The sequence below is a fragment of the Rhizobium sullae genome (assembly GCF_900169785.1).
GTDB classification, from domain to species: domain Bacteria; phylum Pseudomonadota; class Alphaproteobacteria; order Rhizobiales; family Rhizobiaceae; genus Rhizobium; species Rhizobium sullae.
This window is the reverse complement of the sequence record NZ_FWER01000021.1, coordinates 2501-25779: the sequence shown is the minus strand read 5'-3', so window position 1 is coordinate 25779 and position 23279 is coordinate 2501. Positions and strand designations below refer to the sequence as shown.

The window sequence follows — 23279 nt, the reverse complement described above, 5'->3', positions numbered from 1 at the left end:
TGGAAATGCCCAAAGCCAGGTCGATCATTATGTCCGGTTCTGTTTCTCCGCTCGCTCCGAAAACCTTTGCCACGATGCCCGCGCTGCGCGGTTTGCGCATGGCGACCGCTTCTGCAGGCATCAAGTATAAGAACCGGACGGACGTGCTGATGATGGTCTTCGACAAGCCGGCGGCCGTTGCCGGGGTCTTCACGCGATCGAAGTGCCCGTCGGCGCCGGTCGATTTCTGCCGTGCCAATCTGCCGCATGGCGTGGCGCGAGCCGTCGTTGTCAATTCCGGCAACGCCAATGCCTTCACCGGTCTGAAGGGACGCCAGGCAACCGCATTGACGGCGAAGTCGGCTGCCACAGCCGTCGGCTGCGCCGAGAACGAAGTCTATCTGGCCTCGACCGGCGTGATCGGGGAGCCACTGGATGCAACGAAATTCGCAGGCGTTCTCGATCGAATGCATGCGGAGGCGGCCAGCGATATCTGGTTCGAAGCCGCCAAAGCGATCATGACCACGGACACCTATCCGAAGGTTTCGACCCGCAGTGCCGAAATCGCCGGTGTAAAGGTGACGATTAACGGCATTGCCAAGGGCGCCGGGATGATCGCACCCGACATGGCGACCATGCTTTCTTTCGTCGTTACCGATGCCGACATCGCGCCTGCCGCTTTGCAGTCCCTGCTTTCGAATGGCGTCGGCCCGACCTTCAATTCGATGACGGTGGATAGTGATACGTCCACTTCCGATACGCTGATGCTGTTTGCGACGGCTGCCGCGGCCGAGGACGGCCAGGTCCGCATCGAGCGTGCCGACGATCCGCGCCTTGCCGCCTTCCGCGCAGCGCTCAATGAAGTGCTGAAGGATTTGTCGCTGCAAGTCTGCCGCGATGGCGAAGGCGCCACCAAGATGCTGGAAATCACTGTGACCGGTGCCGAGAGCGACGCGGCGGCCAAGCGCATTGCCCTTTCGATCGCCAATTCGCCCCTGGTGAAGACGGCTGCCGCCGGCGAAGACGCCAATTGGGGCCGTATCGTCATGGCCGTCGGCAAGGCCGGCGAGATGGCCGATCGCGATCGGCTTGCCATCTGGTTCGGCGATGTCCGTGTTGCCGTTAACGGTGAGCGCGACCCCGATTACTCGGAGGAAGCCGCCTCGAATGTGATGAAGAAGCAGGATATTCCTGTCAAAGTCGATATCGGGCTCGGCGCGGGTACCGCTACGGTCTGGACCTGCGACCTCACAAAGGAGTATGTGGCGATCAACGGCGACTACCGGAGCTGATCGTTCATTGACAGAAACGTTGTCCCAAAAGGCAAATCTGCCACTGGTACGAAGGCTCGAAGCCGTCGGCTTCCGGGCGTGGCCGGCTTCCTCCGTGCAATATGACGGCAGCTGGCAGGTGAGGCTGACGGCCGGCCATCCGTCGAACCGGTTGAATTCCATCGTGCCGCTCGACCCTTCCGACCATCGCGACGTCGAAGTCCGGCTGGAGAAGGCGAGCCGCAGGTTCGAGGCTTACGGCCGTCCGGCCGTTCTTCGCCAAACGCCGCTTGCGTCGCCGGTTCTGATCGATCTCGTCAAGGAGCGGCAGTGGACGCATTTCGATGAGACAATCGTCATGACCTGCGACCTGACGCATGCCGAACTACCGGACACACTCGATCACCTGCCGACACATGACATCGGTCGCTTCGTCGATGCCAATCTCTCGACGGATCAGGTCTCCCCGAAGCTGAAGCCCGCGCTTGCGGAAATCATCAACGCGATAGGACCGCCGTGCGGTCTCTTCATGATCGAGGATCCGGAAACCGGTCCGCTTGCAAGTGTGCTTTGCGTTCAAGACAACGATCTTGCCGGCATTATGTCGCTCTCAGTGGCTAAGGAGCGGCGGCGCGAGGGTCTCGGCCTTGAAATTCTGACGTCTGCCCTTCGCTGGGCGCGCATGCGCAGCGCCCGCTCGGCCTGGTTGCAGGTCAAGGCCGCGAACGAACCGGCTCTGGCGCTCTATGATCGTCTCGGTTTCCGTGAAGCTTATCGCTATTGCTACTGGCGCCAGGAACAGGCGCAATGAACGAAACCGGCAAGAAGATTCTGTTGGTTGCCGCATGCGCGCTGATCGATTCCGACGGCCGTATTCTTCTGGCACAGCGTCCGGAGGGAAAGTCGCTTGCCGGCCTGTGGGAATTTCCTGGCGGCAAGGTCGAACTGGGGGAAACGCCGGAGGAAACTCTGGTGCGCGAACTTGAGGAAGAACTCGATATCCGGACCAAGATCGCTTGTCTCGCACCATTGACATTTGCCAGCCACAGCTACGACACATTTCACCTCCTGATGCCACTTTATGTCTGCCGCCGCTATGAGGGTATTCCGCATGGCAAGGAAGGCCAGGCTTTGAAATGGGTAAAACCTATGGCTCTCAGGGATTACCCGATGCCGCCCGCCGACGAGCCGCTGATCCCGATGCTTCAGGATCTGCTTTAGCGAATTATCGCTTTCTTGCGGCAAAGTGCCGTTTTCGGCCAGGGTTATTAATCGATCGTTTATCACCTTCTGCCTAAGATCGGCCTCAATCAAGCAACTGGCGTATTTGTAAAAGGCTTGACGCATGGACGACGATTTCTGGAAAGCTGTCCGGGAGAAAGAACAGAGCTCGAATGCTTCGCGCAGGACGGGCGCGCTCAATCTCGCTTTGCTTTTCGGCACTGCCGTCGTTGCCCTGACGCTCATCCTCACGCCGATGCTCGCCGACAAGTCCAAGTCGAGCGTTTTCGCCAGTGTTCCGGCTGAGTTCGATACGATCACGACCGGATCGATCCCGGGCACGGAAAACGGCAAGCGCTACACGATCCGACGTAGCGTCCTGCAGGAGACGCCCGGCTCGGTTTGCGTCGTGCAAGGGTACGGTTCAGGAGCCGGTTGCTGAAGAAATTAGGTCTCCGCCGCATCGCGAAAGGTTTGTCATGCGCATTCTGAAAGCTTTCCTTGCAGATGCCCGTGGCGCGACCGCCGTCGAATACGGTCTCCTGGCCGCCCTGATTTCAGTGGCCCTTATCGGTGGGCTGACGACCTTCGGCAACAGCCTGCAAGACACTTTCAATACCGTGAGCAACAATCTCGATAGTGACTAAGCGCCGAACTGGAAGCTCTACTTCCATTCACTGTTTCAGCTTGTGCTCTTCCACGCGCAAAGCATCGGCAAGCCGCGCTTTCGCCGAGCCTGGCTGCAACGGCTTCTGCTGGCTTTCATGCGGCGCCCATCCTGAAACATAAATGATCGAGAACATCGCTCTGATACGCCCGTCTGGATCGGAATAGCGCTCGGCATAGATTTCCGCCGCGCGGAGGAAGAATGCGCGGGTGGGCGGCTTGCGGCTGCGGGCCGCGAGGGGATTGGCCATGCCCATAGCGCGCAGGTCTTTCATCAACGGGAAGATGGAGTCGTAGCGGACCGTATAGACCTCGGCGTCGATTACCGGCAGCGCGAAGCCGGCGCGCTGGAGGAGGCCGCCGACGTCGCGGACGTCGGCGAACGGGATCACGCGTGGGCTGGCGCCGCCGGTCATCTCCGCTTCCGTTGCAAGCAGAACGTCCCGAAGCTCCTGAAGAGTACCGGCTCCTGGGATTGCCGCAAGAAACAGGCCGTCGGGCCTGAGGGCGCGGCGTATCTGGATGAAGACGCCGGGCGTGTCGTTGGTGAGATGCAAACAGAGCGGCGCAAGAATGAGATTGGCTGATTGCGGTTCGATCGGCACTTCCTCAAGCGGCGCCGTGACCAGCACGTCGTTAGGCGCGGCAAATACCTGCTCTGCCTCGACCCGGGTCATCGCACCGATCTTACCCGTTGCAATTGCTGCCCGCGCCGCTGCTCCTGTCATCCCATGCAGCTCCACGGCGGTGTCGAAATGGCGTTCGACGACGGCCAGCCGGTCGGCAAGTTCCGCGGCAGCAATATCCAGAAGGAAGGCAGCTTTCGGATCCGCGTTTTTCAGCGCGCGACGGCGGTTTGCGGCGATCGCGGTCCGGTCGAAGATTATATCCATACGGATGTCCATAATCCTGCGAGCGAAGGGCGGCAAGGCGGATTTTCCTTTCTTGCGGAAAGCGCTAGTCTTCGCCAATGGGGCTCATCAATTTCAAGCGGCCGGGGGCCTGCTGGGGTCAATCGCCCCACGCACAGGTTGGGCTCGGCGCAAAGGCGTGCGAGGACAATGTGCGCGGTGCGTTCGCGATCGCCAAGGGCCGGAAAAACGGTGTTTTCGGCAAGGGCATCGTCTTATAGACGACGTCGATACGAGCGGTGCTAACCTCCGTGCGGCAACCCGCACGCTTCGGCGGGCGGGCGGGCGCCGTGGGCATCACGGTTTTAACCTTTGCAAGCGCTTTCGCAGAACCTATATGACAAAGGAAAACTGGCATCCATTTGGAGACCATATATGGCACCCGTCACCATCTATACGCGGCAGTTCTGCGGCTATTGCACCCGCGCCAAGTCCCTCCTCGAAGAGAAGGGGATCGATTATGTCGAACACGACGCGACCTTTTCGCCAGACCTCCGCCAAGAGATGGTTGGCAAGTCAAACGGCAGGACGACCTTCCCGCAGATCTTCGTTGGCGCGCAGCATGTCGGCGGATGCGATGATCTTTATGCACTGGAAGGGGCCGGCAGGCTCGATCCCATGCTGGTAGCCCAAAGGGGGGACCGATGACGTTCAAGGCCGCTGCCGTTCAGATGTGTTCCGGTGTCGATCCGGCAAGGAATGCCGCCTCTATGATGCACTTGGTGCGTGAAGCAGCAGCCCAAGGCGCGATCTATGTGCAGACGCCGGAAATGACCGGCATGCTGCAGCGCGACAAGATTGCCGCGAAAGCGGTGCTGCGCGACGAGACCGACGATATTATCGTCAGGACGGCATCCGCGCTTGCTGCTGAACTTGGCATCTACTTGCATGTCGGCTCGACGGCGATCGCCCTCGATGACGGCAAGATCGCCAATCGCGGCTTTCTCTTCGGCCCAGATGGCAAAATTCTGAATCGCTACGACAAGATCCACATGTTCGATGTCGATCTCGATCACGGTGAAAGCTGGCGGGAAAGTGCTGCCTATCGTCCGGGTTCGGAGGCGCGCGTCCTGTCGCTGCCCTTCGCGGAAATGGGCTTTACGATATGCTACGATGTCCGGTTTCCTGCGCTTTTCCGCGCCCAGGCGATTGCAGGGGCGGAAGTCATGACTGTGCCTGCCGCGTTCACGAGGCAGACGGGTGAGGCGCATTGGGAAATCCTGCTTCGCGCCCGCGCCATCGAAAACGGGGTCTTCGTCATTGCCGCGGCCCAGGCTGGAGTCCATGAGGACGGCCGCGAGACATACGGCCATTCGATGATCATCGATCCCTGGGGTAAGGTGCTGGCGTCGGCCGGCGGTACGGGCGAGGTGGTGATTGTGGCGGATATCGATCGAACGGCGGTCAAGGCCGCGCATGACAAGATTCCGAATCTGAAAAACGGGCGCGAATTCTCGATCGAAAAAATCTCGGGGGCTGTCGCAGGAGGCGTCGCCGCTTGATCCGTTATTCCCTCAGTTGCGAGAATGCCCACGAATTCGAAGCCTGGTTTTCCGGAAGTGCCGATTTCGACCGGCAGGTTGCGTCCGGTTACCTCACTTGTCCGGTCTGCAATTCCACGTCCATCTCGAAAACACTGATGGCGCCGTCCGTCTCGACCGCCCGCAAGAAGGACGAGATGAAGACGCTGGCTATGGATACGGCGCGGCGCGAGGCCTTCGAAAAGCTGAAGGCGGCCGTCGCTCACATCAAGGCGAACGCCGAAGATGTCGGCGCGCAGTTTCCCGAAGAAGCCCGCAAGATTCACTACGGCGAGGCGGATGCTCGCGGCATCATGGGACAAGCCACGATCGACGAGGCCCAGGCACTGCTTGAGGAAGGCATCGAAATTGCCGCGCTTCCGGTCCTGCCGGAAGATGTGAACTGATCGCTATTCGGGCCGCTTCGCCAGCAGCATGTAGTTCACGTCCATATCCTTGGATAGGCTCCACTGGTTCGCCAGCGGATTGAAGAAGACGCCGGTGCGATCGATGATCGTCATGCCATTGGCGGTGAGCGGCTTTTCCAGCTCGTCAGGGCGGACCAGCTTTTCATACTGATGCGTGCCGCGCGGCAGCCAGCGCAGGATGTTCTCGGCGGCGAAGATCGCGAGTGCGGCGGCCTTCATCGTGCGGTTGATGGTGGCGACGAACATCAGCCCGCCGGGCCGCACCATCCTCGCGCAGGTCGTCATGAAGAAATCGACGTTGGCGACATGTTCGACGACTTCCATATTCAGGACGATATCGAAGGTCTCTCCTGCTTCCGCAAGCTGTTCGGCGGTGACCGCGCGGTAATCGACTGTGACGCCAGACGCTTGCGCGTGTGTCGAGGCAATGCCGATGTTCTTCTCCGAGGGATCGGCACCGACAACCGTTGCGCCCATGCGGGCGACGGGTTCCGAGAGCAGGCCGCCGCCGCAGCCGATGTCGAGCACGCGCAGGCCCTCCAGCGGCCGCGGGCGTTTCGTGTCGCGGCTGAAGTTTTCGGCAGCCTTGTCGCGGATATAAGTGAGCCGCACCGGGTTGAACTTGTGCAGCGGCCTGAACTTGCCGGTTGGGCTCCACCACTCCGCCGCCATCGCGGAAAAGCGGTCTACCTCGCTCTGGTCGATCGTGCTTTTTGCCGCGTCGCTCATGACCCTGCTCCTTGCGTTCGTCGTGAGTGAAGTCGGACGATCGGCAGCATAAGTCAAGAGGCCGGCAAACGTGGAACGGCAAGACGCGCTTCGAGTGCAGCGCCTATCGCCAACACATGCTCATCGGCAAAGCGACGTCCGACGATCTGCAGCCCGACCGGCATGCCATTTGCAGCGGGACCGACCGGCAGTGAAAGCGCGGGCAGTTGCGGCAACATGTTGAAAGGGCAGGTCATGTCGAGCCCGGCGAAACGGCCGTCTGCGCCGGTGCCGACATAGTCATCGTCGCATTCGCTGGCGAGCGGCGCGGTGATCGCGCAGGTGGGGCAGAGCAGCGCGTCGTAGCTCTCGAACAGCTTTGCCATATCGCGCCACATTGCTGTGCGTAGCAGTTCGACGCGCTTGTAGGCGGTGGCATTCATCGACAAGCCGCGCTCGATCATCGCTACAACGGCGGGGTCCATTTTCTCCCGGTATTCGGCGATCGTCTCGCCGAAGAAGCCAGACATGAAAACGCACCAGAGATCGAACCATTCGTCGTTGACCGCGCGCGTCCAATGCATCGGGACTTCATCGACGATGGCGCCGGCTCGGCGCAGTTCTTCGACCGCGGCCCGTATCGCCTGTTCGACTTCGGGTTGGATGCGGTAATAACCGAGGTCCATTGAGAGTGCGAAACGCTTGTCTTCCAACCGGCCGTCTCGTGCCGCATGTGACACGAAACCGATCGGCAGCGAGGTGATGTCCTCATCGCTCGGACCGCAGGCGGCTTCCATGAAGGCGATGGCATCGTCCACCGTGCGGGCCAGCGGCCCGAAATGCGAGATATTGTCGAAGACGCTTGGCAGGATCGTCATCGGAATTCGTCCGAGGCTTGGCTTGAGACCGACCGTGCCGCAGAACGCGGATGGAATGCGTACGGAGCCGCCCATGTCCGTACCTTCTGCGAAGGGCACGACGCCGGTCGCGACCGCCACGGCTGAGCCGCCAGAGGAGCCACCGGAGGTATGCTCCGGATTCCATGGGTTGCGGGTCACACCCCAACGCGGGCTCGCGGTGAAGCTCGCAAAGGCAAACTCCGGCGTCGTCGTCTTTCCCATCAGAATGGCACCTGCGGCTTGCAAGCGGCGGATGCAGAGTGCTGTTTCGGCGGGCACCCAATCGCCCTTTGTCCAGGAGCCCAACGTTGTCAGATCGCCTACCGTCGGCGTTAGATCTTTGGCTGCAAACGGTACACCGTGCAGCGGGCCGGTCGCTTCGCCGCCGACGATCGAGCGATCCGCCTCTCGGGCCGTTTCGAGCGCCTGCTCCTCGCGGATAATGGTGAATGGGTTCAGCGTCTCGCACACCGCCTTGGCGCGGCGGATCGATTCCGCCACGACGCTTTCGGAGGTGAACCGGCCCTGGCGGATGCCGGTTGCGATCGCGGCCGCGGGAAGGTCCAACGGGTGCGGCATGTCGGTTTCCAGTGGCTTGCTCATCGTGTCTTCTGCCAGCGTGAAGGAGTGCTTGCTGTCTTATGCGGCTTTTCGATCACCAGGACTACTAATGAATTCCGTTTCGAGATGCCCGGATTGCCGTTCTCGGTCCTTTAATTCGGCATTGCGTATTGGATTCTTGAATTTCGGAAACTCGCTGCGTCGAGTGACGTTATCTCGCTGGGACGGGCGGTGTCCCTGTGGATGAGGCTGCGCCGATGACGAACAAAGGGACTGGCAGCGATCATTTGCCCGACGGCATCAGGGACCATCGGGCCTTTCAGCGGCGTGTCTGGATTGTTCAGCGCGCCGCCTGGTTTGTCTTCGGCATCGTTCTCATAAGCTGCCTCTTCGGCGCTCTGGGAAAGGGCGGATATCTTTCCCGCGCCCTGATGGAGACGCCACAAGGAACAGTCGACTACCCAGCCATTTCGCGATGGAATGCGCCGGACGAGATTCATATTCGGTTCGGACCCGGCGATGCTGATCGCGTCTTCATAGCCGATGCGGCGTTCCTGAAGGGCTTCTTCGTCGAGGGCATCGATCCGCCTCCAAAGGCGGTGACGCCAAAAGCCGGCTTGATCCATTATCAGTTTCCCGGGAACCCGGGCCTACCAGTCGATGTCAGGTTCCGCCTCCACACCCAGTCGCCGGGCTTTCATCGCATTCATCTCGGTATCGGCGATCACGTTTCGGCACTGCTTGTCTTGATCCTTCCGTGAGGAGAACTCGATATGGAAAGCGTTATTCGTGGCCTCGCCATCTATTTTGTCCTCCTTGTCATCATACGCCTCTCGGGCCGTCGGACGCTCGCGCAGATGACACCGTTCGATCTCGTGATTCTGTTGGTGATCTCCGAGACGACACAGCAGGCGATGCTCGGCGACGATTTTTCGATAACCAATGCGATAGTGCTGATCCTGACCCTGTTTCTCGCGGATATCCTGCTCTCCTACCTCAAGAGCTGGTCGCCGCTTGCGGGTAAGGTCATCGACGGCGTTCCGACCATTCTGATTACGAATGGGGTTGCAGACCAGGAGGCCTTGCGCGGCTGCAGGCTGCAGATCGAAGATGTGCTCGAGGCCGCGCGTAATCAACAGGGTGTCGAAAGCGTCAAGGACATCCGCTTCGCTATCCTCGAGGTGAGCGGCGCCATCAGCATCATCAAAAATCAATGAGTGCCGAGCCGCGTTCGAAGGCCAGCTTACGGAATCGCAAAGATGCTGATTTCGTGGGCGATGCCGCGAAGCGTGACTTTTTGCGACATCGGATTGAGGCCGCGATCCGTCAGAAGGCTGAAGGCGCGCGGGTCGCCAAGCACCGAGCCGGTTGCGAAGATTTCGCGCGATGTGGCCAGATGCTGGACGCGCGAGGCGATGTTCACCGTCTGCCCGAAGTAATCCTGCCGTTCGTTCAGACTCACGGCGATGCATGGTCCTTCGTGGATGCCGATCTTCAGAAGCAGATCGTCACTGCCGCGTTCCTGGTTGAGCTTGCGCATCGCCTCGCGCATCCGCATGGCTGCGACGACGGCGCGGTCGGGGGTCGGGAAGGTGGCCATCACCGCGTCGCCAATCGTTTTCACAACAGCGCCCGCTTCCGCGCCGACGATGTCGTTGAGAATGCTGAAATGCGTTTTCACGAGGTCGAATGCTGCTAGGTCGCCTACCCTTTCGTAAAGTTCGGTCGAGCCCCGCAGATCGGTGAAGAGGAACGTCAGGCTGGTGATCTTCAACCGCTGATCCACTTCTATCGTGTCGGTGCGATAGATGTCGCGGAAGGTCTGGTTGGAGAGCAGGCGCTTGGCAGTCAGGAACGGGCGGCGGCGGCCGAGCAAACCATGCAGGGCCTCGTTCGCTATGCAAACAGACGGCAAGGTGCGAACCTCGGTATGGTTCTCCACCGAAATACGCACCGGACCGGGCCTCAGCTCGAGGGGCTCGCTATGCCGGTGCGCGCGATCGAACACCAGCGAGAGACTCTGCCGCTCTTTGGTTGGTTCGCCTTTGATATCCAGGAACTGCGCCGCGTGGGTGACCGGTTCGAAGACGATGACGAAATCCGCGGGGAGCTGCAGGGAAATGACGGCTTTCTCGCCGGGCGGCAGCTCAAGGCACTCAAGGATGAATTCATCGACCTCTGCCCCAAAATCCTCTTCCGGCAGGTCGACCCCTGAACTCCAGTATATCTGACGGAAATATTCCAATGGCGGCAGTTCGTGCGGATTGTGGGCGGCAATGCGGCGCACGCGCGGGCTGACGGTGAAGGTGACTTCGACCATCTCGTCCAGTGTCGGCTCGTAGCCCGCCGCACAGAGTGCACAGCTGTATTCGTCGCTCTGGACGGTCCTCAGCGAGGTATTGGCGTCGAGCACCCCGCCACAGCCGGGACACAGCACGTTCCATGATAGGTCGAATATGCCGAGGCGGGAGGCGTGCAGGAAGGCGTTGACCACCTGCTCCTCGCCGAGGGTTTCGCTGGCTGCGAAAGCAAGCGCATTGACACGGCAAAGCTTGCGGTCGGGGGCGTCACGGACGAGCCGCTCGATAGCGTCGACGATTTCGGGCTGCGCAGACTGGCGCAACTGTGCGAATAAAGACTGAGCTTCACCCATGACAAACACCTTACACCGAATCCGATGCGCGATCAGCGGATTTTCTCGAAGTGGCTGAGATTGTCCCGCGGGTCTTTCCGTTTCAATTGAAGGCCACCTTGTCACCCACCTTCAAACTCGCTAAGAGACGCCGCAACTTGGGCCCTTGGGTGCAAGGCTTTAGAAGGGTTCCAGAGACTCCCGATCCGGGCCCTTCGGCCATGCTGTTTTCAGGGCTTCGTCATGCCGGGTCTGGCTTTCGTCTCTCCCGGCGTTTGCTGTGGTAGAGGCTTATGGCACGCATCGTAATGAAATTCGGCGGGACATCCGTCGCTGATCTGGACCGCATCAAGAACGTTGCCCGCCATGTGAAACGTGAAGTCGATGCCGGCCACGAAGTGGCTGTGGTCGTATCGGCGATGTCCGGCAAGACCAACGAACTAGTCGGCTGGGTGCAGGGGGCGCCGAAAGTGGTCGGTGCCAACTCGCCTTTCTACGATGCGCGCGAGTATGACGCGGTCGTCGCCTCCGGCGAACAGGTGACCTCCGGGCTGCTCTCGATCGCTCTGCAGGCCATGGACATCAATGCGCGCTCCTGGCAGGGCTGGCAGATCCCGATCCGCACGGACAATGCGCATGGCGCTGCCCGCATCCTCGAAATCGACGGCGCCGACATCATCAAGCGCATGGGCGAGGGCCAGGTCGCCGTCATCGCCGGTTTCCAGGGTCTTGGGCCGGACAACCGGATCGCGACGCTTGGCCGCGGCGGCTCAGATACTTCGGCGGTGGCGATCGCGGCTGCTGTCAAAGCCGATCGCTGCGATATTTATACCGATGTCGACGGCGTCTATACGACCGATCCGCGCATCGTGCCGCAGGCGCGCCGCTTGAAGAAGATCGCCTTCGAGGAAATGCTCGAAATGGCCTCGCTCGGCGCCAAGGTGCTGCAGGTCCGCTCGGTCGAGCTTGCCATGGTACACAAGGTCCGTACCTTTGTGCGCTCCTCTTTCGAAGATCCCGATGCTCCGGGCATGGGTGATCTGTTGAATCCGCCCGGAACGCTGATTTGTGACGAGGATGAAATCGTGGAACAGGAAGTAGTCACCGGCATCGCCTATGCCAAGGATGAAGCTCAGATATCGCTTCGCCGTCTAGCCGACCGGCCGGGCGTTTCCGCCGCGATCTTCGGGCCGCTGGCCGAGAGCCATATCAACGTCGACATGATCGTTCAGAACATCTCTGAGGACGGCTCGAAGACCGACATGACCTTCACCGTGCCTTCGGGCGACGTCGAGAAGGCGATCAAGGTGCTCGGCGAGAACAAGGAAAAGATCGGCTACGATGTCGTGCAGAACGAATCGGGTCTCGTGAAAGTGTCGGTCATCGGCATCGGCATGCGTTCGCATGCCGGCGTTGCGGCCACCGCATTCAAGGCTCTTGCCGACAAGGGGATCAACATCAAGGCGATCACGACGTCGGAAATCAAGATTTCCATCCTGATCGACGGCCCTTATGCGGAACTCGCTGTCAGGACTTTGCATTCCTGCTACGGTCTGGATAAGAACTGATTCCCAGCAGCCTGCCGCGCGTGTAAGTTGAGAAGTCACGCGGCGCCTGCCGGGTTACTGTACTTTTGTTATTGGAGCTTGAGACGCCATGAGAGACCTATCCGGCGGTCCGCGCGTACTGCTCAAGCGGCTGCGCGAATTGATGGCGGAGCCGCTGGAGCCGCAGGAGCGTCTCGACAGGATCGTTCGGCAGATCGCCAGCAACATGGTGGCGGAGGTCTGCTCCGTCTACGTGCTGCGCTCGGATGGCGTTCTCGAGCTCTATGCGACCGAAGGTCTGAAGAAAGAGGCTGTCCACCTCTCGCAGCTGAAGATGGGGCAAGGTCTCGTTGGTACGATCGCTGCTTCGGCGCAGCCGCTCAACCTTTCCGACGCACAGTCTCACCCTGCTTTCCGTTATCTTCCGGAAACTGGCGAAGAAATCTACCATTCCTTCCTCGGTGTGCCGATCCTTCGCACCGGCCGTTCGCTCGGCGTTCTCGTCGTGCAGAACAAGGCGAGTCGCACCTACCGCGAGGAAGAGCTGGAAGCGCTGGAAACGACGGCGATGGTGCTCGCCGAGATGATCGCCACCGGCGAGCTTAAGCAGATCACCAAGCCTGGCCTCGAACTCGACCTGACGCGTTCGGTCACGATCAATGGCGATACCTATAACGAAGGCATCGGGCTCGGCTACGTCGTGCTGCACGAGCCGCGCATCGTCGTCACCAATCTTCTCAATGAAGATTCGGAGAAGGAAATCCGCAGGCTGGCGGAGGCAATGGGGTCGCTTCGGATTTCGATCGACGACTTGCTGTCGAGCCGCGACGTGTCGATGGAGGGCGAACATCGTGAGGTTCTGGAAACCTACCGCATGTTCGCGCATGACCAGGGCTGGGTACGCAAACTCGAAGAGGCGATCCGCAACGGCCTGACGGCGGAAGCTGCGGTCGAAAAAGTCCAGAGCGACACCAAGGCGCGCATGATACGCCTGACGGATCCTTATCTCCGCGAGCGCATGCATGACTTCGAAGACTTAGCGAACCGCCTTTTGCGGCAACTGACCGGCTATAGCGGCCACACATCGGGTGATGGTTTCCCAAACGATGCGATCATCCTCGCGCGCGCCATGGGCGCTGCCGAACTGCTCGACTACCCGCGCGCAAATGTGCGCGGCTTGGTGCTCGAGGAAGGTGCCGTCACCAGCCACGTCGTCATCGTCGCCCGTGCCATGGGCATTCCGGTGATCGGCCAGGCGGCGGGCGTTGTGGCGCTTGCCGAAAACGGCGATGCCGTGATCATCGATGGCGACGGCGGCCATGTGCATCTGAGGCCAATGCCGGAGCATCAGAGGTCTTACGAGGAAAAAGTCAGGTTCCGCGCGCGCCGACAGGAGCAGTTCCGGGCGCTGCGCTCCGTCGAGCCGCTGACGAAGGACGGGCAGCGGATTTCGCTGCTGATGAATGCCGGGCTTCTGGTCGATCTGCCGCAGCTTGCGGAATCGGGTGCCGAAGGCATTGGCCTTTTCCGCACCGAGTTGCAGTTCATGATCGCTTCCACGATGCCGAAGGCCGACGAGCAAGAAACCTTCTATCGCAATGTGCTGAAGCAGGCGGCCGGCCGCGTCGTTACCTTCCGCACGCTCGATATCGGCGGCGACAAGGTTGTGCCCTATTTCCGCGGCCACGAGGAGGAGAATCCGGCGCTCGGTTGGCGCGCCATTCGCCTGTCGCTCGACCGGCCGGGGCTCTTGCGCACGCAGCTTCGCGCCATGCTGAAGGCGGCGGCTGGTGCCGAGCTGAAGCTCATGGTGCCCATGGTGACCGAGGTTTCCGAGATCGCCGCCGTTCGCGAACTCCTTCAGAAGGAAGTGCAGCACCTTTCCCGCTTCGGCCACGGCCTGCCGCGCAAGCTGCAGTTCGGTGCGATGCTGGAGGTGCCGGCGCTTCTCTGGCAACTCGACGAACTGATGGCGGCGGTCGATTTCGTCTCGGTCGGTTCAAACGATCTCTTCCAGTTTGCTATGGCGGTCGATCGCGGCAATGCGCGCGTTTCCGACCGTTTCGATACACTGGGCAAGCCGTTTCTCAGGCTCTTGCGCGACATCGTGCGAGCCGGCGAGCGCAACAACACGCCGGTGACATTGTGCGGTGAGCTTGCCGGAAAGTCGATCTCGGCGATGGCGCTGATCGGCATCGGATTCCGCTCTGTATCGATGTCTCCGGCCTCGATCGGGCCTGTGAAGGCTATGCTCCTCGGCCTCGACGCAGCGGCTCTGGCAAAGGTCATGAACGACGCGCTGGACGATATCCACGCGACGACCCCGATACGCGAGGTGCTTGCCCACTTCGCCGAGAGCCACAATATTCCCCTTTAGCGAACTATAAGAAGAATCGGAGTCAAGGGTGGCAAAGCTTCCCGTTGAAAAGATGCGCGAGCTGGAACGCCGCTTCGGCGAAATCGAAGCGCGCATGTCGGCTGGTCCATCGGCAGACGTCTACGTGAAGCTTGCCTCCGAATACTCCGAGCTTCAGCCTGTCGTCACGAAGATCCGCGCCTATGAAAAGGCTGAAGCCGAACGTTCCGATCTCGAAGCGTTGCTCGAGGATAAGTCCGTCGACCGCGAGATGCGCGATCTCGCGGAGCAGGAATTGCCGGAGGTGAAGGAGCGCATCGAGGCGCTGGAGCAGGAAATCCAAATCCTGCTGCTACCGAAGGATGCCGCAGACGAAAAGAGCGCGATCCTTGAAATCCGCGCAGGTACGGGAGGCTCGGAAGCCGCACTGTTTGCAGGCGACCTTTTCCGCATGTATGAACGTTTCGCTGCGGCGAACGGCTGGAAGGTCGAGATGCTTTCCGCAAGCGAGGGCGAAGCCGGCGGTTACAAGGAAATCATCGCCACGATCACGGGCAAGGGTGTCTTCGCCAAGCTGAAGTTCGAGTCCGGCGTGCATCGCGTGCAGCGCGTGCCGGAAACGGAAGCGGGCGGCCGCATCCATACGTCGGCAGCAACGGTTGCCGTGCTGCCGGAGGCCGAAGAAATCGACATCGAAATCCGGCCGGAGGACATCCGTATCGATACGATGCGATCATCCGGCGCGGGCGGCCAGCACGTCAACACCACGGATTCGGCGGTGCGTATCACGCATCTGCCGACGGGCATCGTCGTCACCAGTTCGGAAAAATCGCAGCACCAGAACCGGGCCAAGGCAATGCAGGTCCTGCGTTCTCGGCTCTATGATGCCGAACGGCAAAGGGCCGATAGTGAACGTTCTGCCGATCGCAGGAGCCAGGTCGGATCCGGCGATCGCTCGGAGCGGATACGAACCTACAATTTTCCGCAGGGACGCATTACCGATCATCGAATCAACCTGACGCTCTACAAGCTGGACCGGATGATGGAAGGCGAGATCGATGAAGTGGTGAATGCCCTGCTTTCCGATTATCAGGCAAGCCAACTGGCGCAACTTGGCGAGCAGCAATGACCGGAGCGCGGCCGACGGTTTCCAAAGTTCTCGCGGAAGTCCGCCGCCGCTTCACGGAAGCCGGTATCGCCGATGCCGCAACAGATGCAAGATTGCTCGTTGCCGGATTGCTGAAGCTCTCACCGACCGAAATGCTATCACGTAGTAATGAGCCTCTTGCTGCGGAGAAGGAGGCGCTGATACAGGCGGCTGTGGAACGGCGGCTAGCGCATGAGCCGGTCCACCGCATTCTTGGCGAACGGGAATTTTACGGTTTGCCGCTTTCGCTTTCCGCCGAGACGCTGGAGCCGCGGCCGGACACGGAAATTCTCGTCGATGCGGTACTTCCTTATTTAAGAACCCTTGCAAAGACTGAGGCGCATCTCCATATCCTTGACCTAGGAACCGGAACCGGGGCGATATGCCTTGCGCTGTTGCGCGAATGTCCGGAAGCGTCGGGTATCGGAAGCGACGTATCGGTAGATGCCCTTAGGACGGCTGAATCGAACGCTGCAAGAAACGGATTGAAAGAACGGTTTGAGACTGTGCAATCCAGCTGGTTTCAGAACATTCACGGCACGTTTCACGCAATCGTCTCAAATCCGCCCTATATTGCTTCCAATGTCATTGACGATCTCGCTCCTGAAGTGACGAAATTTGATCCGGCGGCAGCTCTGGATGGTGGCCCGGATGGGCTTGACGCATACAAAGCAATAGCCAAGGATGCTGCGAGGTTCGTGCAGCCAAACGGCGTCATAGGACTGGAAATCGGCTACGACCAGCGGAATGATGTGACGGCGGTCTTCGAGGCGGCGGGCTTCAGATGTGTCGAATCCGTAAAGGATTATGGCCAGAACGACCGGGTGCTGGTGTTCGCACTCAGCGCCTGAGCGACAAATTGAAGCATTGAACAGGACATTACTGCGATTGCGAAGAAAAGGCTTGGATTTCCCGGGGAAGCGATATAGGTTGCCCTCACGCGTTGGGCAGTCAGGAAGGAACGTCGATTCGTTCGGTACTTGGTCGGCCTCGGGGGTCCATTCTTTTAAACGAGAGTTTCAAAGGTTGAACACGACCCAATGCGTGAATCAGTCAATATGACTTGAGAACAAGCGGCAGGTCGGCGCGAAGGCGCATTATGCTTGCGGCACGAAGGCCCTGAGCCGGTTTACCGGCCACGGTGGTTGGTGCCATCACTCCACACAAACACAGAATTCAGGTGAACGATCTATGAGGCCAGGACAGCAGAACAAGCGCGGTCGAGGGCGTGGCAGTAACAATAACAGCGGCGGAAATAACAACAACAATTTCAACCGCAAGGGTGGCAATCCGCTGACGCGGACCTACGACAGCTCCGGCCCAGACGTGAAGATCCGCGGTACGGCCCAGCATATTGCGGAAAAGTACTCGCAGCTTGCCCGCGATGCCCAGAGCTCCGGTGACCGCGTCATAGCCGAGAACTACCTACAGCACGCAGAGCACTATTACCGCATCATTGCGGCTGCCCAGACGCAGATGCAGGAACGTTTCCAGCGCGACGATCGGAACGAATATACCGACCGCGAAGGTGGCGAGCGCGATGGCGATGAACTGGATTCTGCAGACAGTGATGATGCCGTCGTCGTTCAGCCGCCGCGCGAGCAAGATCGTCGCGAACAGCGTGCAGGAGATCGTCGCGAACACCGCGCAGAAGCTCCGACTTCCCTACCGGCCCCGGCTCAGGAAACCAACGACGGAACCGGCCCCCAGCCGGACATCGAAGGCATTCCCGCCGAAGTCTCCATGGAGGAAGAAGGCGGCCAGCAGCAGGAGCGTCAACCGCGCCGCCGCAACGCCAGCAACCGTCCGCGCCGCCCCCGCCGCGCTGAAGGCGAGGGCGAAGCTTCCGCCGAAACACCGGCTTTGGCCGAAGCGGCTACCGAATAAGGCCGCCGTCTCCAGCTCACACGAAAATTGTTACGACAGAGCCGGCGAGCACGATTGCCATCACAATATTCAAGGCGCGCGCAATGCGCGCGTCTTGAAGCAGTTTCTGCAGCAATGCGCCCGCCATCAACCAGGCGAGACCACTCGGGAAGGCTGCTACAAAAAATAGAACTGCGAAGGTTGCGGCCAAGCCGAAAGCGCTCCCTGGAGATGCGCTGGAGTAGGCGGCAACCCCACTGACGGCGATCAGCCAGCCCTTCGGATTCATCCATTGAAAGGCCGCAGCTTGCAGAAACCCCACGGCTTTCGCGTCACCTTTCACCTGCGCCACGTCCGCCATCGCGATCTTCCAGGCTAGCCAAAACAAAAAGGCAGCGCCGATCAGATTCATGATCGTCAGCGTAAGTGGATAAAGCAGAAACAGTTGCGCAAGGCCGAGGCCTGCACAGAAGAATAGCGACGACATTCCCAAGGTAGCGCCGAGCACGCAGGGCAGGCCGCGTGTCAAACCCACGAGCGAGCCGGTGGCCATGATCATGACGTTGCTGGGGCCGGGTGTGATGGCGCCAACAATCGAGAAGGTCAGAAATGCAATAATTTGCTCGGCGGTCATCGCAGGCCCGCTGTTTTGGAAGCTGCTATAGGCATACCAGCAGCACCACAATCGGGTCTTGAACGTTTGTGCCGTCAGGCCGCGCCGCGCGTTCGCAGAGAATTCTTCGGCGCGGGTTTCATGGTTCCAGGCTCTTTAAAGTCGCGAAAATCCATCCCATATTCTTCCTCGAATGCTTCGTTCATTTTCCAAAAAGGATGAAGCGACGGCTCGCCTTTTGAGGGAGCTCAATCTCAATCATCGGTCTGTGCCTTATACGGGCAGGGCGATCCATGGAGGTAGAATATGAATATCGAAAAGTATTCCGAGCGGGTACGGGGTTTTGTTCAGTCCGCCCAGACCTATGCCTTGGCACAGGGTCATCAGCAATTCACGCCGGAACATGTGCTCAAGGTCCTGCTTGACGACGATCAAGGTATGGCCGCTTCGCTGATCGAACACGCCGGCGGCGATGCCAAGGCCGCGCGGCTTGCAAACGATGCAGCGCTTGCAAAGCTGCCGAGGATTTCCGGCGGCAACGGCAACATCTATCTCGCCCAGCCGCTCGCCAGAGTTTTTTCTACGGCTGAAGAGGCCGCCAAGAAAGCCGGCGACAGCTTTGTCACCGTCGAGCGGTTGCTGCAGGCCTTGGCGATCGAGACTTCCGCTTCAACCTCAGCGACGCTGAAGAACGCTGGCGTGACGGCGCAGAGCCTCAATCAGGTGATCAACGACATTCGAAAAGGGCGCACGGCGGACTCCGCCAATGCGGAACAAGGCTTCGATTCCCTGAAGAAATACGCCCGCGATCTGACTGGCGAGGCCCGCGAGGGGAAGCTCGATCCGGTGATCGGCCGCGACGACGAGATCCGGCGCGCCATCCAGGTCCTCTCCCGCCGCACCAAGAACAACCCGGTGCTCATCGGTGAGCCCGGTGTCGGCAAGACGGCAATCGTTGAGGGCCTGGCGCTGCGTATCGTCAACGGCGACGTGCCGGAGTCGCTCAAGGACAAGAAGCTGATGGCGCTCGACATGGGCGCGCTGATTGCGGGTGCAAAGTATCGCGGCGAATTCGAAGAGCGGCTGAAAGCCGTGCTCAACGAGGTGCAATCGGAGAACGGCGAGATCATTCTCTTCATCGACGAAATGCACACCCTGGTCGGTGCCGGCAAGGCGGACGGGGCGATGGATGCCTCCAACCTGCTGAAACCTGCGCTTGCCCGCGGCGAGCTGCATTGCGTCGGCGCAACCACGCTCGACGAATATCGCAAACACGTCGAGAAGGACGCGGCGCTTGCTCGACGCTTCCAGCCCGTCATGGTCGAGGAGCCGACGGTCGAGGACACGATTTCGATCCTGCGCGGCCTCAAGGAAAAATACGAGCAGCACCACAAGGTTCGCATTTCGGACTCGTCGCTGGTGGCGGCGGCGACGCTGTCGAACCGCTACATCACCGACCGGTTCCTGCCCGACAAGGCGATCGACCTGATGGACGAGGCGGCCGCGCGGTTGCGCATGCAGGTGGATTCGAAGCCCGAAGAGCTCGACGAGTTCGACCGCCGCATCATGCAGCTGAAAATCGAGCGTGAGGCGCTGAAGAAGGAAACGGATGCGGCTTCCGCCGACCGTCTGACGCGGCTCGATGCCGAACTGACGGACCTAGAGGAGAAAGCCAACGCGCTGACGGCCCGCTGGCAATCTGAAAAGCAGAAGCTCGGCCTTGCCGCCGATCTCAAGAAGAAGCTCGACGACGCCCGCAACGAACTGGCAATCGCCCAGCGCAAGGGTGAATTCCAGCGCGCCGGCGAATTGACCTATGGCGTTATTCCGGAGCTTGAGAAGCAACTGGCCGATGCGGAAAGCCAGGATGGCGACCGCAGCGCGATGGTGCAGGAGGTCGTGACCGCGGACAATATCGCCCAGGTCGTTTCCCGCTGGACCGGCATTCCGGTCGACAAGATGCTGGAAGGTGAACGCGAGAAGCTGCTCAGGATGGAAGACGAACTGGCGACTTCAGTCATAGGCCAGGGCGATGCGGTGCAAGCCGTGTCGCGTGCCGTTCGCCGCGCGCGCGCCGGGCTCCAGGACCCGAGCCGGCCGATCGGCTCGTTCATCTTCTTGGGTCCCACCGGCGTCGGCAAGACGGAGCTTACCAAGGCGCTCGCCCGCTTCCTCTTCGATGACGAGACGGCGATGGTGCGCATGGACATGTCGGAATACATGGAAAAGCACTCCGTGGCCCGGCTGATCGGCGCCCCTCCCGGCTATGTCGGCTACGAGGAAGGCGGCGCATTGACGGAAGCTGTCCGCCGCCGGCCCTATCAGGTGGTGCTCTTCGACGAGATCGAGAAGGCGCATCACGACGTCTTCAACATCCTGCTGCAGGTGCTGGATGACGGACGTCTGACGGACGGCCAGGGCCGCACGGTCGACTTCCGTAATACGATGATCATCATGACCTCGAACCTCGGTGCCGAGTACCTCACCCAACTGGGCGAGGACCAGGACAGCCACACGGTTCGCGAACAGGTGATGGACGTCGTGCGCGTCAATTTCAGGCCGGAATTCCTGAACCGCATCGATGAAATCATCCTCTTCCATCGCCTGAAGCGCGATGAGATGGGCGCAATCGTCGATATCCAGCTGAAACGGCTTGTGGCACTGCTGGCCGAGCGCAAGATCGCGATCAAGCTCGACGACGATGCCCGTAATTGGCTTGCCAACAAAGGTTACGATCCGGCCTATGGCGCGCGGCCGTTGAAGCGGGTGATCCAGAAATATGTCCAGGATCCGCTCGCAGAGCAGATTCTCTCCGGCCAGGTGCCAGACGGATCGACTGTGAAGGTCACCAGCGGTTCCGACCGCTTGCTGTTCCGCCTGCGTAGTTCCGCCGTTAGCGAAGCAGCGTAAAGCCCGGCACCCGGAAGAAGGGGAATGGCGGCTCCGGCCGCCATTTTTGTCTGGCCTACTTGCTGGCGACTTGGTCGACCGGCTGGTTGTTCAGAAGTGTATCGATGCGCTTGCGCTCGTCCTGGAATTTCGCCAGTGCTTCGCCGTTGAGCGACTTGCCGCCCGGCAGGCGGATGCGGAGCGGATCGACTTTGGTGCCGTTGACGATCATCTCGTAGTGCAGATGCGGTCCGGTGGATTCGCCGGTGGTGCCGACCCAGCCGATCACCTGGCCCTGACGAACCTTGGCTCCGGGCACAATGCCTTTGGCAATGGCGCTCTGGTGGTTGTAAGAGGACTCGTATCCGTTGGCGTGGCGGACGATCGTCTGATTGCCGTAGCCGCCGGAATCCCACCCCGCCTTTTCCACCGTGCCGTTGCCGGTCGCGATGATCGGTGTGCCCCGGGGGGCAGCCCAATCCACACCGGTATGCATACGGGCAAAGCCAAGGATCGGGTGGCGGCGCATGCCGAAACCGGACTTGAAGATGCCGTTCGGCACTGGGTTGCGCAGCAGGAACTGGCGGATGCTCTTGCCATCCTGATCGAAGTAGTCGACGTTTCCGTCTGCATCCTGGAAGCGGTAGAAGCGTGTCACCGTATCGCCAAAACGGGCATTCACGTAAAGCAGTTCGGAATCCGGCGTCGCGCGGCCGCTCGAATCGGCGACTGAGAAAAAGGCCTCGAGGAAATCGGTCGGCCTCAATTGCGCCTGGAAGTCAACATTCGCCGCAAGCAGCTTGATGATTAGCGCCGTCATATCCGTAGTCATGCCGTAGGAAAGAGCGGCGCGATAGATGCCATCATAGATGCGCGGCAGGTTCTGGCCGGCGGGAACCGACAGCGAATTGTCGTCGAAGGCAGTCGTGATCGCGTCAAGCATGGGCGGCTCGCTTGCCTCAACGAAGCGGCTCTCATCATCGAGAGCGATCGTGACGAGATGACGCGTTCCGCGATAGACGCTGGCGCGGATGAGCTTGGCCTGTTCACCCTTCTGGATGATGCCGACGCGCAGGACGTCGCCCTTGGCAAGCTCGTCGCTGCCGAGCGGCGGCGCGAGATTGGTGGAGAGCATCTTCGCCTGCGGCTCGGGATAGCCGGAATCCATCAGCGCCTTGACGATGGTGATGTCCTGGCGGGCCGGCACAATGTCGTCGGCAAATTCCTCGGTCTGCGGTGTGATCGATTCCAGCGCGGACACGGTCATGTTCTGCTCGAGAACGCGCGCCGAGAGGCCCGATGTCAGATCGACGTCGTTGTCTTCGTTCGAAAAGCGCTGCGGATCGACATAATAGAGCGCCGCGACTTGAGTGGCCCCGTCGGTCAGCGCCGAACCGTTCGAGCGGACATTCTCCTCGACTTCATCCAGAGTCATGCCAGGTGCTGCCTGAAAATCGCTCTTTCCGGTCGGGAAGGGAATCGTCTTGAGGCTGACCTCGGATTCAACATCCGAGCCGTAGATCGCGCCGGTGCGCGCCGCTGGCGCGGGCTGCACTTCGTCGGCTGCAAAGATCGCGAGAGCGTCGAAATCCGGATAATCCTCGGTCGCCACGTGATTGGCGGCGAGCCGCATCTTCACGTGCGAGAAGGGCTGGCGGCGGACGACTTCCTTGTCGCCGTCATGAACGACAGTCGAAACTTCCATGATTGCCCGGTCCGAAGGCTTGGCCGCGATCGCGGGAGCGATCAGCCGTCCGCCACGGGTAACGGCCGTATCTTCATGGGTATTGACGCTGGCAAAGGCTTCGGCGGGAATTGCCAACTGCTGCCGGCCATCAAGGGCGGCAAAGAGCGCGACACCCATCAGGACGCTTGATGTGATGCCGGTGAGGAACGTGCCCGAAAGCCAGCGTAGAGAAACCTCACGCTTGTCGGGTGCGCGCCTGCCATCGGCGAGAAGCGGAGGCTCGTTGCCCAACGAGCGGATCATCATCTTCTCCGTCATCATGGCAGTGGTATCCGCGTCCTTTCATGGCTACTTCGGCGCCGGTCGGCTGGGCCGAAA

At 60.4% G+C, this 23279-nt stretch carries 22 protein-coding genes and 1 pseudogene; 17 read left to right on the top strand and 6 right to left on the bottom strand.

Annotation, left to right across the window (positions count from 1 at the left end):
• The first annotated feature begins 29 nt into the window (after nucleotides 1-29).
• From argJ to BN1800_RS19585, 5 genes are all read left to right on the top strand, one after another.
• Nucleotides 30-1271, top strand: coding sequence for a bifunctional glutamate N-acetyltransferase/amino-acid acetyltransferase ArgJ (gene argJ, locus BN1800_RS19605; protein WP_027512308.1), 1242 nt, complete (start codon nucleotides 30-32; stop codon nucleotides 1269-1271).
• Complete coding sequence (locus BN1800_RS19600; protein WP_087000327.1) at nucleotides 1240-2061, top strand: GNAT family N-acetyltransferase; 822 nt, start codon at nucleotides 1240-1242, stop codon at nucleotides 2059-2061. Before argJ ends, BN1800_RS19600 begins: the two co-directional genes overlap by 32 nt.
• Nucleotides 2058-2471, top strand: coding sequence for an 8-oxo-dGTP diphosphatase MutT (gene mutT / locus BN1800_RS19595; RefSeq protein ID WP_027512306.1), 414 nt, complete (start codon nucleotides 2058-2060; stop codon nucleotides 2469-2471). Before BN1800_RS19600 ends, mutT begins: the two co-directional genes overlap by 4 nt.
• A 124-nt stretch (nucleotides 2472-2595) precedes the next feature.
• Nucleotides 2596-2913, top strand: a complete 318-nt coding sequence (locus BN1800_RS19590; protein ID WP_087000325.1) for a hypothetical protein — start codon at nucleotides 2596-2598, stop codon at nucleotides 2911-2913.
• Between the two features lie 37 nt (nucleotides 2914-2950).
• Complete coding sequence (locus BN1800_RS19585) at nucleotides 2951-3118, top strand: Flp family type IVb pilin (protein ID WP_084606586.1); 168 nt, start codon at nucleotides 2951-2953, stop codon at nucleotides 3116-3118.
• 27 nt (nucleotides 3119-3145) lie between these two features.
• Here BN1800_RS19585 and BN1800_RS19580 read toward each other — a convergent pair whose 3' ends face one another.
• Nucleotides 3146-4030, bottom strand: coding sequence for a methyltransferase domain-containing protein (locus BN1800_RS19580; RefSeq protein WP_087000408.1), 885 nt, complete (start codon nucleotides 4028-4030; stop codon nucleotides 3146-3148).
• A 134-nt stretch (nucleotides 4031-4164) separates the two neighbouring features.
• On the opposite strand from BN1800_RS19580, the pseudogene BN1800_RS42530 reads away from it, so the two are divergent.
• From BN1800_RS42530 to BN1800_RS19560, 4 genes and pseudogenes are all read left to right on the top strand, one after another.
• A pseudogene (locus BN1800_RS42530) lies at nucleotides 4165-4389 on the top strand (ComF family protein); the annotation flags it as partial.
• A gap of 34 nt (nucleotides 4390-4423) precedes the next feature.
• Nucleotides 4424-4696, top strand: a complete 273-nt coding sequence (grxC, locus tag BN1800_RS19570; protein WP_087000323.1) for a glutaredoxin 3 — start codon at nucleotides 4424-4426, stop codon at nucleotides 4694-4696.
• Nucleotides 4693-5550, top strand: a complete 858-nt coding sequence (locus tag BN1800_RS19565; RefSeq protein WP_087000321.1) for a carbon-nitrogen hydrolase family protein — start codon at nucleotides 4693-4695, stop codon at nucleotides 5548-5550. Before grxC ends, BN1800_RS19565 begins: the two co-directional genes overlap by 4 nt.
• Nucleotides 5547-5975 carry a DUF1178 family protein gene (locus BN1800_RS19560; protein ID WP_027512300.1) on the top strand — a complete coding sequence of 143 codons (429 nt, stop codon included), beginning with the start codon at nucleotides 5547-5549 and terminating at the stop codon, nucleotides 5973-5975. The genes BN1800_RS19565 and BN1800_RS19560 overlap by 4 nt, the downstream gene beginning before the upstream one ends.
• 3 nt (nucleotides 5976-5978) lie before the next feature.
• Here the strand turns inward: BN1800_RS19560 and ubiG are convergent, their stop codons facing one another.
• The gene (ubiG, locus tag BN1800_RS19555) at nucleotides 5979-6725 is read right to left on the bottom strand and encodes a bifunctional 2-polyprenyl-6-hydroxyphenol methylase/3-demethylubiquinol 3-O-methyltransferase UbiG (RefSeq protein WP_087000319.1); all 747 of its coding nucleotides are present in this window, start codon (nucleotides 6723-6725) and stop codon (nucleotides 5979-5981) included.
• Between the two features lie 53 nt (nucleotides 6726-6778).
• On the bottom strand, nucleotides 6779-8206 hold the full coding sequence (locus BN1800_RS19550; RefSeq protein WP_087000317.1) for an amidase: 1428 nt from the start codon (nucleotides 8204-8206) through the stop codon (nucleotides 6779-6781).
• A 215-nt stretch (nucleotides 8207-8421) separates the two neighbouring features.
• On the opposite strand from BN1800_RS19550, the gene BN1800_RS19545 reads away from it, so the two are divergent.
• A complete protein-coding gene (locus BN1800_RS19545) occupies nucleotides 8422-8925 on the top strand; it encodes a hypothetical protein (RefSeq protein WP_051336736.1) in 504 nt (167 codons plus the stop codon).
• Nucleotides 8926-8937: 12 nt separating this feature from the next.
• Entirely contained in the window at nucleotides 8938-9381 is a 444-nt protein-coding gene (locus tag BN1800_RS19540; RefSeq protein WP_027512297.1) for a DUF421 domain-containing protein, read from the top strand.
• A 26-nt stretch (nucleotides 9382-9407) separates the two neighbouring features.
• Here BN1800_RS19540 and BN1800_RS19535 read toward each other — a convergent pair whose 3' ends face one another.
• A complete protein-coding gene (locus BN1800_RS19535; RefSeq protein ID WP_087000406.1) occupies nucleotides 9408-10817 on the bottom strand; it encodes an adenylate/guanylate cyclase domain-containing protein in 1410 nt (469 codons plus the stop codon).
• 272 nt (nucleotides 10818-11089) lie between these two features.
• On the opposite strand from BN1800_RS19535, the gene BN1800_RS19530 reads away from it, so the two are divergent.
• The 5 genes from BN1800_RS19530 to BN1800_RS19510 all read left to right on the top strand — a co-directional run bounded on the left by BN1800_RS19530 (nucleotide 11090) and on the right by BN1800_RS19510 (nucleotide 17733).
• Complete coding sequence (locus tag BN1800_RS19530; protein WP_087000315.1) at nucleotides 11090-12364, top strand: aspartate kinase; 1275 nt, start codon at nucleotides 11090-11092, stop codon at nucleotides 12362-12364.
• 88 nt (nucleotides 12365-12452) lie between these two features.
• Nucleotides 12453-14720, top strand: coding sequence for a phosphoenolpyruvate--protein phosphotransferase (gene ptsP, locus BN1800_RS19525; protein ID WP_087000313.1), 2268 nt, complete (start codon nucleotides 12453-12455; stop codon nucleotides 14718-14720).
• A gap of 28 nt (nucleotides 14721-14748) precedes the next feature.
• Complete coding sequence (gene prfA / locus BN1800_RS19520; protein WP_027512293.1) at nucleotides 14749-15828, top strand: peptide chain release factor 1; 1080 nt, start codon at nucleotides 14749-14751, stop codon at nucleotides 15826-15828.
• A complete protein-coding gene (gene prmC, locus BN1800_RS19515; protein WP_087000311.1) occupies nucleotides 15825-16697 on the top strand; it encodes a peptide chain release factor N(5)-glutamine methyltransferase in 873 nt (290 codons plus the stop codon). The genes prfA and prmC overlap by 4 nt, the downstream gene beginning before the upstream one ends.
• Nucleotides 16698-17037: 340 nt before the next feature.
• The gene (locus BN1800_RS19510) at nucleotides 17038-17733 is read left to right on the top strand and encodes a DUF4167 domain-containing protein (protein WP_087000309.1); all 696 of its coding nucleotides are present in this window, start codon (nucleotides 17038-17040) and stop codon (nucleotides 17731-17733) included.
• Between the two features lie 16 nt (nucleotides 17734-17749).
• Here BN1800_RS19510 and BN1800_RS19505 read toward each other — a convergent pair whose 3' ends face one another.
• Nucleotides 17750-18346, bottom strand: coding sequence for a LysE family translocator (locus BN1800_RS19505; protein WP_027512290.1), 597 nt, complete (start codon nucleotides 18344-18346; stop codon nucleotides 17750-17752).
• Nucleotides 18347-18631: 285 nt separating this feature from the next.
• Here BN1800_RS19505 and clpB point away from each other — a divergent pair, with 285 nt between their 5' ends.
• Complete coding sequence (gene clpB, locus BN1800_RS19500; RefSeq protein ID WP_087000307.1) at nucleotides 18632-21235, top strand: ATP-dependent chaperone ClpB; 2604 nt, start codon at nucleotides 18632-18634, stop codon at nucleotides 21233-21235.
• Between the two features lie 55 nt (nucleotides 21236-21290).
• Here the strand turns inward: clpB and BN1800_RS19495 are convergent, their stop codons facing one another.
• Nucleotides 21291-23222 carry a M23 family metallopeptidase gene (locus BN1800_RS19495; RefSeq protein WP_087000305.1) on the bottom strand — a complete coding sequence of 644 codons (1932 nt, stop codon included), beginning with the start codon at nucleotides 23220-23222 and terminating at the stop codon, nucleotides 21291-21293.
• Nucleotides 23223-23279 lie beyond the last annotated feature (57 nt).

Bases quoted from the DNA above. Each gene is read 5' to 3' on its own strand.
- argJ (WP_027512308.1), top strand. From the start codon at position 30: ATGTCCGGTTCTGTTTCTCCGCTCGCTCCGAAAACCTTTGCCACGATG.
- BN1800_RS19600 (WP_087000327.1), top strand. From the start codon at position 1,240: ATGTGGCGATCAACGGCGACTACCGGAGCTGATCGTTCATTGACAGAA.
- mutT (WP_027512306.1), top strand. From the start codon at position 2,058: ATGAACGAAACCGGCAAGAAGATTCTGTTGGTTGCCGCATGCGCGCTG.
- BN1800_RS19590 (WP_087000325.1), top strand. From the start codon at position 2,596: ATGGACGACGATTTCTGGAAAGCTGTCCGGGAGAAAGAACAGAGCTCG.
- BN1800_RS19585 (WP_084606586.1), top strand. From the start codon at position 2,951: ATGCGCATTCTGAAAGCTTTCCTTGCAGATGCCCGTGGCGCGACCGCC.
- BN1800_RS19580 (WP_087000408.1), bottom strand. From the start codon at position 4,030: ATGGATATAATCTTCGACCGGACCGCGATCGCCGCAAACCGCCGTCGC.
- grxC (WP_087000323.1), top strand. From the start codon at position 4,424: ATGGCACCCGTCACCATCTATACGCGGCAGTTCTGCGGCTATTGCACC.
- BN1800_RS19565 (WP_087000321.1), top strand. From the start codon at position 4,693: ATGACGTTCAAGGCCGCTGCCGTTCAGATGTGTTCCGGTGTCGATCCG.
- ubiG (WP_087000319.1), bottom strand. From the start codon at position 6,725: ATGAGCGACGCGGCAAAAAGCACGATCGACCAGAGCGAGGTAGACCGC.
- BN1800_RS19550 (WP_087000317.1), bottom strand. From the start codon at position 8,206: ATGAGCAAGCCACTGGAAACCGACATGCCGCACCCGTTGGACCTTCCC.
- BN1800_RS19545 (WP_051336736.1), top strand. From the start codon at position 8,422: ATGACGAACAAAGGGACTGGCAGCGATCATTTGCCCGACGGCATCAGG.
- BN1800_RS19540 (WP_027512297.1), top strand. From the start codon at position 8,938: ATGGAAAGCGTTATTCGTGGCCTCGCCATCTATTTTGTCCTCCTTGTC.
- BN1800_RS19535 (WP_087000406.1), bottom strand. From the start codon at position 10,817: ATGGGTGAAGCTCAGTCTTTATTCGCACAGTTGCGCCAGTCTGCGCAG.
- BN1800_RS19530 (WP_087000315.1), top strand. From the start codon at position 11,090: ATGGCACGCATCGTAATGAAATTCGGCGGGACATCCGTCGCTGATCTG.
- ptsP (WP_087000313.1), top strand. From the start codon at position 12,453: ATGAGAGACCTATCCGGCGGTCCGCGCGTACTGCTCAAGCGGCTGCGC.
- prmC (WP_087000311.1), top strand. From the start codon at position 15,825: ATGACCGGAGCGCGGCCGACGGTTTCCAAAGTTCTCGCGGAAGTCCGC.
- BN1800_RS19510 (WP_087000309.1), top strand. From the start codon at position 17,038: ATGAGGCCAGGACAGCAGAACAAGCGCGGTCGAGGGCGTGGCAGTAAC.
- BN1800_RS19505 (WP_027512290.1), bottom strand. From the start codon at position 18,346: ATGACCGCCGAGCAAATTATTGCATTTCTGACCTTCTCGATTGTTGGC.
- clpB (WP_087000307.1), top strand. From the start codon at position 18,632: ATGAATATCGAAAAGTATTCCGAGCGGGTACGGGGTTTTGTTCAGTCC.
- BN1800_RS19495 (WP_087000305.1), bottom strand. From the start codon at position 23,222: ATGATGACGGAGAAGATGATGATCCGCTCGTTGGGCAACGAGCCTCCG.